The sequence below is a fragment of the Kitasatospora sp. MAP5-34 genome (assembly GCF_029894335.1).
In the GTDB taxonomy this organism is placed as follows: domain Bacteria; phylum Actinomycetota; class Actinomycetes; order Streptomycetales; family Streptomycetaceae; genus Kitasatospora.
In genome coordinates this window covers 370,091-377,781 of the sequence record NZ_JARXZC010000002.1, presented here as the reverse complement: position 1 = coordinate 377,781, position 7,691 = coordinate 370,091, and the positions used below count along the sequence as shown (strand labels likewise).

Annotated in this window: 9 protein-coding genes; 3 read left to right on the top strand and 6 right to left on the bottom strand. The window is 71.9% G+C overall.

The window, feature by feature from the left end; all coding sequences use genetic code 11:
- Positions 1-198: 198 nt before the first annotated feature.
- On the bottom strand, positions 199-1,056 hold the full coding sequence (locus P3T29_RS03655; protein ID WP_280714759.1) for a lysophospholipid acyltransferase family protein: 858 nt from the start codon (positions 1,054-1,056) through the stop codon (positions 199-201).
- A gap of 197 nt (positions 1,057-1,253) precedes the next feature.
- Between P3T29_RS03655 and P3T29_RS03650 the strand changes: the two genes are divergently transcribed.
- From P3T29_RS03650 to P3T29_RS03640, 3 genes are all read left to right on the top strand, one after another.
- On the top strand, positions 1,254-2,039 hold the full coding sequence (locus P3T29_RS03650; protein ID WP_280714758.1) for an alpha/beta fold hydrolase: 786 nt from the start codon (positions 1,254-1,256) through the stop codon (positions 2,037-2,039).
- 30 nt (positions 2,040-2,069) lie between these two features.
- Positions 2,070-2,633, top strand: a complete 564-nt coding sequence (locus tag P3T29_RS03645) for a hypothetical protein (RefSeq protein ID WP_280714757.1) — start codon at positions 2,070-2,072, stop codon at positions 2,631-2,633.
- A 118-nt stretch (positions 2,634-2,751) separates the two neighbouring features.
- Entirely contained in the window at positions 2,752-3,249 is a 498-nt protein-coding gene (locus P3T29_RS03640; RefSeq protein WP_280714756.1) for a pyridoxamine 5'-phosphate oxidase family protein, read from the top strand.
- Here the strand turns inward: P3T29_RS03640 and P3T29_RS03635 are convergent.
- The 5 genes from P3T29_RS03635 to P3T29_RS03615 form a co-directional block, all read right to left on the bottom strand.
- A complete protein-coding gene (locus P3T29_RS03635; protein ID WP_280714754.1) occupies positions 3,223-4,032 on the bottom strand; it encodes an endonuclease/exonuclease/phosphatase family protein in 810 nt (269 codons plus the stop codon). The genes P3T29_RS03640 and P3T29_RS03635 overlap by 27 nt on opposite strands.
- 114 nt (positions 4,033-4,146) lie before the next feature.
- Positions 4,147-5,088, bottom strand: coding sequence for an ROK family glucokinase (locus P3T29_RS03630; protein WP_280714753.1), 942 nt, complete (start codon positions 5,086-5,088; stop codon positions 4,147-4,149).
- A 196-nt stretch (positions 5,089-5,284) separates the two neighbouring features.
- Entirely contained in the window at positions 5,285-5,668 is a 384-nt protein-coding gene (locus tag P3T29_RS03625) for a DUF5304 family protein (protein ID WP_280714752.1), read from the bottom strand.
- A gap of 138 nt (positions 5,669-5,806) precedes the next feature.
- A complete protein-coding gene (locus P3T29_RS03620) occupies positions 5,807-6,976 on the bottom strand; it encodes an ArsA-related P-loop ATPase (RefSeq protein ID WP_280714751.1) in 1,170 nt (389 codons plus the stop codon).
- Positions 6,973-7,443: an SRPBCC family protein gene (locus tag P3T29_RS03615; protein WP_280714750.1), complete on the bottom strand. Its 471-nt coding sequence runs from the start codon at positions 7,441-7,443 to the stop codon at positions 6,973-6,975. The genes P3T29_RS03620 and P3T29_RS03615 overlap by 4 nt, the downstream gene beginning before the upstream one ends.
- Positions 7,444-7,691 lie beyond the last annotated feature (248 nt).

Genomic DNA, 7,691 nt, shown 5'->3' with positions numbered 1-7,691 from the left:
CGGCGACATCCACGCCCTGCGCGGCCCCGGCTTCGCCGGACTCCAGCTCCACCCCGAGTCGGTCCTCACCCACGACGGCATCGGCATCGTCGCCGACCTGCTGCGCACACCGAGCACCGTCGGCGGCTGAGGGAAACCGAAAGGGCGCGGGGAGCTGTTCACAGCTCCCCGCGCCCTGTTGTTCGTACCGAATTACTGCTACTTCTTCGCGGAGTCCGTGCCGTCGTCGCCGTCGTCGTCGGCTGAGGAGCCCGCCGCCTTCTCGGCCTCGGCCTGCTCAGCCGCCGCCTTCTCGGCTTCCTGCTGGGCCTTGAGCGCCTTCTGCTCGGCCTTCTGTTCGGCCTTGCGGTCGGCGTCCGCGCGCTTCTTGTCGTCGGCGAGTTGCCGCTTGGCGGCGGTCGCGTACACGTCCACGTACTCCTGGCCGGACAGCCGCATGATCTCGTACATCACCTCGTCCGTCACCGAACGGAGGATGAAACGGTCGTTCTCCATGCCCTGGTAACGGGAGAAGTCGAGCGGGCGGCCGATCCGGATGCCAGGACGGATGCCGAAGTTCGGGACGACCTGGCCGGGCGGCTGGACCTTCTCGGTGTCGATCATCGCGACCGGGATCACCGGCGCGCCGGTGGCCAGCGCGACGCGCGCCAGGCCACCGACCTTGCCCCGGTACAGCTTGCCGTCGGGCGAGCGGGTGCCCTCGGGGTAGACCCCGAATAGCTCACCACGCTCGATCACGGCGACAGCGCTGCGGATCGCGGCCTCGCCGGCTCCCCGGACACCCGAACGGTCCACCGGGAGCTGGCCGACGCCCTTGAAGAAGGCGGCGGTGAGTTTGCCCTTGAGACCGGGGGTGTTGAAGTACTCCGCCTTCGCGATGAAGGTGACCCGGCGCTTCATCAGCGCGGGCAGGAAGAAGGAGTCCGAGAAGGAGAGGTGATTGCTCGCGATGATCGCGGGCCCGTCATCGGGGATGTTCTCGGCACCCTCGATCCACGGCCGGAAGAAGATGCGCAACAGTGGTGCGACGATCATCTTCATCAGTCGGTAGAACAACCGGTGCCTCCTGTTATGCGGACCGGTCGATCCTAATGCTTGTCAGCTGCCGGACGTGCATCGGCGGTCCGGCCAGGGCTGTACGGCGGGGGCGGCCCGTGGGACGATTCGGCTCCAGCACCGGTGCTCGCGACCCTCGCACGTGCCGAAAGTCCTGCAAGTACCGAATACCGAGTCCCGCGCATAGGAGCCCGAAAATGTCGCTGCTGCCCGGCGCAGAACCGTTCCACCACCGGGGCGGGAAGGTCGGGGTGCTGCTCGTCCACGGGTTCACCGGCTCCCCGCAGTCGCTCCGACCGTGGGCCGACCGGCTGGTCGAGGCCGGGTACACCGTCTCTCTCCCGCTGCTGCCGGGCCACGGCACCCGCTGGCAGGACATGCAGGTGACCCGGTGGGAGGACTGGTACGCCGAGGTCGACCGCGAGCTGCGCGAGCTGACGGCGAGCTGCGAGCGGGTCTTCGTGTTCGCGCTCTCGATGGGCGGCTCGCTGGCGCTGCACCTGGCCGCCCAGCACGGCTCCGCCGTGTCCGGACTGGTGCTCGTCAACCCGTCCGTCCGCTCCGACAACCCCGCAAGTGTGCTGTTGCCGGTACTGCGGCACCTGGTGCCGAGCATGCCCGGCGTCGCCAACGACATCGCGCTCGAGGGATCGACCGAGGTCGGGTACGACCGGACCCCGCTGCACGCCGCCTGGTCGCTGACCCGGCTCTGGAGGACGGTGCAGGCCGAGCTGCCCGAAATAACGCAGCCGGTGCTGCTGTTGCACAGCCCGCAGGACCACGTGGTCTCGCCGGCCAACTCGGAGTTGGTGCTCGCCCGGATATCCTCGACCGATGTGACCGAGCTGCTCTGCGAGCGCAGCTACCACGTGGCGACGCTGGATCACGATGCCGAGCTGATCTTCGGGGCGAGCCTCGAGTTCATCCGGCGGCTGGCCCCGGCGCCTGCCGAAGATGTGAGTGCCGAGAACCACCAGGGCTGAAGGGCCGGCCGTGCGCGAGAGGCAGTGCTGATGAGCGGGGCGACAGGCGGCGACGACGAGCTTCCCACGGACGGCGCAGCGGTGGGTGGTGCCAAGGGCGAGCCCTCGGGCGAGCCCGTACGTCGTCCTGCGGCGGGCAGCCAGGCCGAGCAGGACGCGATCTTCGCGGCCCTGGTCGCCCAGTTCGACGACCCGGTGGATCTCAACGACCCGGAGTGGCCGGAGATCGAGAACCTCCGCTCGAAGAACGACCTCGTCGACCTGACTCCGCAGCCCCGCCCCCGCCCGGCCGGCCCGCCCACCCCGGGCCCGCGCGACTACCAGGCCGCCGAGGACCCGGACGAGGGTCACTTCGTCCCCCCGGAGCCCCCGCCACTGCCCCCGGCCGACACCACGGCCAAGTTCGCCTGGCTCGCCGTCCTCGGCGGCCCGGCCCTGCTGCTCTTCGACGCCCTCTTCTGGCGCGAGGTCTCCGGTTGGCCCGCCTGGGTCGGTGTGTCCGCCTTCCTCGGCGGGTTCGTCACCCTGGTCGTCCGGATGAAGGACCACGACGAGGACGAGCCCCCGGACCCCAACGGCGGCGCGGTCGTCTGACCGGGGCCTCTCGGCATCCGCGTCGTAGAGTCGGAGTGCGTCCGGGCGCGTGCCATTGCGCGCGGGCTCGCGGACTTGGCTCGCGGACCTTGGCTCGCGGACTTGAAGAGGTGACGCCATGGCCTCCCCCACTGCCGACCGTCCCTACATGCCCGGTTACGGCATCCTGCCCGCCGACCAGGGCACCGGCCTGCTGCCCTGGTCCTGGGCGCAGCAGCGGCTGGCCACTTCGCACGACTACTGGGTGTCCAGCGTGAAGCCGGACGGCCGCCCGCACGTGATGCCGGTATGGGGCGTCTGGCTCGACGACGCACTCTGGTTCAGCAGCAGCCTCGGCTCACGCAAGGTGCGCAATCTCGTCGCCCGCCCCGACTGCGTGGTGACCACCGACAACCCGCGCGATCCCGTCGTACTGGAGGGCTCCGCCGAGGTGATCAGGGATCAGGCGGGCATCAAGGCCTTCCTGGACGCGCTCAACGCCAAGTACGCCACCCACTACCCGCTCGACTTCCTCGACCCGGCGGTCAACGCCTCGCTCCGGGTCCGGCCGGGCTGCGCCTTCGGCCTCGCCGAGGGCGACTTCACCGGTTCACCGACCCGCTGGTCCTTCACCTGACGCAGCATCTGACGCTGCGTCAGGCGGCGGCACCCGCAGGACGGCCAGGACCGGGAGGTGGTCGGTGCCAGTCACCAGGTCGGCCGGGGAGACGCCGGGTAGACCGTGCGGAACGCCGGAGGCGAGGACCCGCAGGCCCGGGGTGACGAAGAAGGCGTCGAGGCGCTGGTACGGGTCACCCGGCCGGGAGGTGTAGGTGCCGCCCCAGGGGGCGGTCACGTGAGCGTCCTGGAAGGTGGCGGCGAGCTGCCGCCAGCCCGGGTCCTCGGGGTGCTCGTTGAAGTCGCCGCCGATGACACCGTGCTCGCCCGGCTCGAACTGGCCCGGCAGCAGAGCGAACTGGCGCAGGCGCTCGTCGGCGTTCACGCTGAGATGACAGCTGGTCACGGCGAAGGACGCCGACCCGCCGACCCGGACCAGCGCGGTGGCGAAGCCGCGCGCGTGCAGGCCGCGCGTCTTGGGGAGCAACCGGTCGCGCGTCCCCAGGACGTCCACGCCGAGCGTGCCGAGCAGAAGCGGCCCGGCGGCGATCCGGCCGCCGCCGGAGAGGATGACCGTACCGGTCTCGTGGGCGAGCCAGGCCGCCTGACCCTCGGGCCGCCAGTAGCGCGGGGACTCCTGGATGCAGATCAGATCGGGTTCGCAGGCCCGGATCACCCGGACCAGGGCCCGCCGGTCGTCGCGCAGCGAACGGATGTTGTAGCTGAGCAGGCGCACCCGCCGCCCGCCGTCGGGATCGGCCCCGGAGGGCGGCAGTGCGGGAAGCTCGGTCTGCAGGCTCACCCGGAGAAGGCTAACGGCGAGCCGGGGGCGGATGCGCCCAACTCGCCGCTTTTCCTTGACCGGTCGTCAGACCGCTCGTCGGAGCAGTCTTCAGGCCGGTCGCCAGGCCGGTCGTCAGATGCGCGCCAGATCGCCCGCACCGACGATGCCCGCCGCCGAGCCCATGGAGGCCAGCACGACCTCCGCGCGCGGCCGGTGCACCCCGCCGGTCAGGTACTGCTCGTAGGCCTTGGCGACCGGGTCGAGCAGCAGGCGGCCCGAGTCGGAGACGCCACCGCCCAGGACGAAGACACCCGGGTCGAAGAGCGCGGCGAGGTCGGCCAGGCCACGGCCGAGCCAGTCGGCCAGCTCGTCGTAGCACTCGAGGGCGAGCGGGTCGCCGTCCTGGGCCGCCTCGGTGATGTGGATGCCCCGGATGGTCTCGGCCGCGCCGTCGTTGAGCTCCAGCATCCGCTTGCCGGCGATCGGGTCGGCGGCCGCCTTCTCCCGCCCGTAGCGGCGCAGCGCGCGACCGGAGCCGTACTGCTCCCAGCAGCCCTTGCCACCGCAGCCGCAGAGCAGGCCGTCCGGCACCATGTTGAGGTGGCCGATCTCGCCGGCCACCCCGAAGCGGCCCCGGTGCAGCCGCCCGTCCAGGACGATGCCGCCGCCGATGCCGGTGCCGACGGTGATCAGCACCATGTCCGAGTGCCCGGCCGCCGCGCCGAAGCGGAACTCCGCCCAGGCGGCGCAGTTGGCGTCGTTCTCGACCACCGTCACGAGGCCCGTGAGCTCCTCGATCCGGGTCTTGAGCGGCTCGTTCTCCCACGCGATGTTGGGAGCGAAGATCACCGTGGAACGCTCCCGGTCGACGAACCCGGGGGCTCCGACACCTACGCCGACCACGGCGGGGTACTGCTCCCGGAGCTCGCGTACCGCCTGCGCGATGGCGTCGACCGCCCACTGGGGGTCGGCCGGGGTGGGTACCCGAGTCCGCGCCAGGATCTCGCCGTTCTCGTCGACCACGCCTGCCGCGATCTTCGTCCCGCCGACATCGACGCCGATGGTCAGAGCCATGTGTCCCTCAGCTATTCACTCGTTCCCGCTGAGCGGAACGGTACCCGCTGAGCGGTGCTCCCGTACACACCGTCGCATACATTATTCGAAGACAATTTGGCCCAAAGTGAACCTTAGGGCTTCAAAAGTCGTACGTATTTCTTCATTGGGTGACGGTTCGGGACCGCTCTGCCACGGGTGCTGAGCTGCGGGTTCACTACTTGTCAGACGGCTCGTCAAGGTCGATGTGCTCGCCGTCGGCGTGTCCAGGGGCCGCCCAGCGGCGCTCCTGACCGGCGACCACGGCCCGGTAGGCGGCCAGCAACTCGCCTCCGGCGGCGGCGAGGTGGCCGTAGACCTCGGGGTTCTGTTCGCGCAGCCGACCGCCCACTTCCTGGGCCTTCTCCCCCACGGCCACCGCGAGCCGGCGGACCTCCTCGACCAGCGGGCCGAGCTCGGCGGCGAACGGCTGGTCGGGCTTCACGTCGTGATCGTCGCGACCGGCGTGGCCGTCGCGGTCGTTGTGACCGGCGTGACCGGCGTGACCGTCACGGTCGTCGCGGTCGTCACGGTCGTCGTGGTTGGGCTGGTCGTCGGCCATCGGGCGCCTCCCTCGGGGCGGCCGCCGTCGGCCACCGTGCTGTCCGCCGACGCTACCGGACCGGCCTGAGGCCCCGGGGCCGGACGGGAGCCGCACCGGGACGTGCACCGGGACGTGCACCGAGCGGCTCCGGGAGGGTCAGGCGCTGCCGCGCGGCCAGAGGGCCGGGTCCGGGGTGAACCGGACGGAGAGGAGGCCGTCCGACAGACCGGCGCCGCTCACCGTGCAGCGGCGCAGCGCGGCGGGCAGCGGCAGGACCCGGCGGTACGCGCCGATGCCGACGACCAGTTCGTCGCCGCGCCGTACGAGGTCGAGGTCGGCCCGGTCGGCGCCGGGCACGGCGAGGCGCCAGATCAGCAGCCCGTCCTCGGCGAGGTGGTCGTCGATCCGCCAGGGGGTCCCGTGGGGGGCCGGGCCGTCGCCGTCGCCGTACAGCTCGGTGCCGATGGCCTCCAGGGTCGCCTCCGGCTGGTGGCAGACCAGTACCGGTACGTCGAACTCCCCGGCCAGAGCGGCCAGCCGGTCGTGCTGGCGGGCGGCGAGGGCCGCGAGCCAGGGGTCGGGCGAGTCGAGGGCGACGGTGGGCAGTGCGCGGTGGGCGACCAGGGCGTCCAGCTGGTGCCCGTACAGGGCGAGCCCGGCCCGGATGCGGCGCAGTTCGTCGGGACTGTGGCTCTCGGCGTCGAGCACCAGGCGGACGGAGGTGCCGGGCGCCTCGATCACCGAGCGGGCCTCGGCGAGGGCCTGCGCGGCCCAGCCGCGCGCCTCGTACAGCCACTCGGCGGGCATCGGCACCCCGGCGAACGCGGCGAGCAGCGGGCGCAGGCCGCTGGCGGCCTGGCGCTGCTCGGGCAGCAGGCGGGCGAGGTAGCGGTCGAGCTGTTCGGGCAGGGCGAGCGCGGCGATCAGCTCGGCGGGCTGCGGCGCGGCCACCACCAGGACGTCGGCGTCGGCGGTGCGCAGTGCGCGGAGCAGGGCGAGGTGCCGCGTCCCGGGCAGCGGGGTCAGCTCCTCGGGGTCGAGCGGAGCCGCGCCGAGCAGGTCGAGCGCCGGGGCGAGCCGTGGGCCGAGGCCGCCGAGCGCGCTGCGGAAGGCGGCCTGCTCGTCGACCCGGGCCGCCGAGAGGTGCTCGGCGTACGGGACGGGGTGCTCGCCGAGCCGGGCGCCGAGGACGGTGTCCACGGTCCGGTGCGGGTCGTCGGCGGCGAGCAGCAGGGTGCGGTGGCCCTGCCGGGCGGAGTGCAGGGCGGTGGCGGCGGCGATCAGTGCCGAGCCGTCACCGCTGACCAGGATCGTCCGGCGGGTCACTGTCCCTCGACGCCCTGGGCGCCTTCGACACCCTGCGGGCTCTCGACGCGCTTCTTCAGTCCGGCGAGGGCGCGGTCGATGATGACCTTCTCGGCCTTGCGCTTGATCATGCCGAGCATCGGGATCTTCACGTCGACGGCGAGCTGGTACGTCACCTCGGTACCGCCGGCCACCGCCGCGAGGCTGTACGAGCCGTCCAGCGAGCGGAGCATCTGGCTCTTCACCAGCGTCCAGCCGACCTCGCGGTCGCCGTTCCAGGTGTAGCCGAGGACGTGCTCGTCGCGGATCGCGCCGGCGTCGAGCAGCAGGCGGACCTGGGTGGCCCGGCCGTCGGGGGCGGTCTCCAGCACCTCGATCTCCTTGACCTCGCCCGTCCACGCCGGGTACGCGGCGAAGTCGGCGATCACGGCCATGACCTCGGCCGGGGTCGCGGCGATGATGATGCTCGACCTGGTGTGTTCCGCCATGGAACGGCCCTCCGCGTCTTCTCGGGTGTGCGCCCAGGGCAGGTTATCGCGCCTGGAGAGGGGTTCAGCCCGGTGGGGCCGCCGGGGCCGTACCCACTACCGGCGAGTCACCTGCGGGCTGTCATATGGTGCGAGACGAAACCATCCGGCCTGGACCTGCGGTGTGACTCTTCGAACACCGGACCCGACTCCCCTGGTCGAATCCACCTACCGGGCAGTAACGTCCTGCCGTCCCGCAGCGTCGCAGA

What these genes read in the sequence shown, in the direction of transcription:
- P3T29_RS03630 (WP_280714753.1), bottom strand. Translation starts at nt 5,088, where the DNA reads ATGGCTCTGACCATCGGCGTCGATGTCGGCGGGACGAAGATCGCGGCA.
- P3T29_RS03650 (WP_280714758.1), top strand. Translation starts at nt 1,254, where the DNA reads ATGTCGCTGCTGCCCGGCGCAGAACCGTTCCACCACCGGGGCGGGAAG.
- P3T29_RS03625 (WP_280714752.1), bottom strand. Translation starts at nt 5,668, where the DNA reads ATGGCCGACGACCAGCCCAACCACGACGACCGTGACGACCGCGACGAC.
- P3T29_RS03615 (WP_280714750.1), bottom strand. Translation starts at nt 7,443, where the DNA reads ATGGCGGAACACACCAGGTCGAGCATCATCATCGCCGCGACCCCGGCC.
- P3T29_RS03640 (WP_280714756.1), top strand. Translation starts at nt 2,752, where the DNA reads ATGGCCTCCCCCACTGCCGACCGTCCCTACATGCCCGGTTACGGCATC.
- P3T29_RS03645 (WP_280714757.1), top strand. Translation starts at nt 2,070, where the DNA reads ATGAGCGGGGCGACAGGCGGCGACGACGAGCTTCCCACGGACGGCGCA.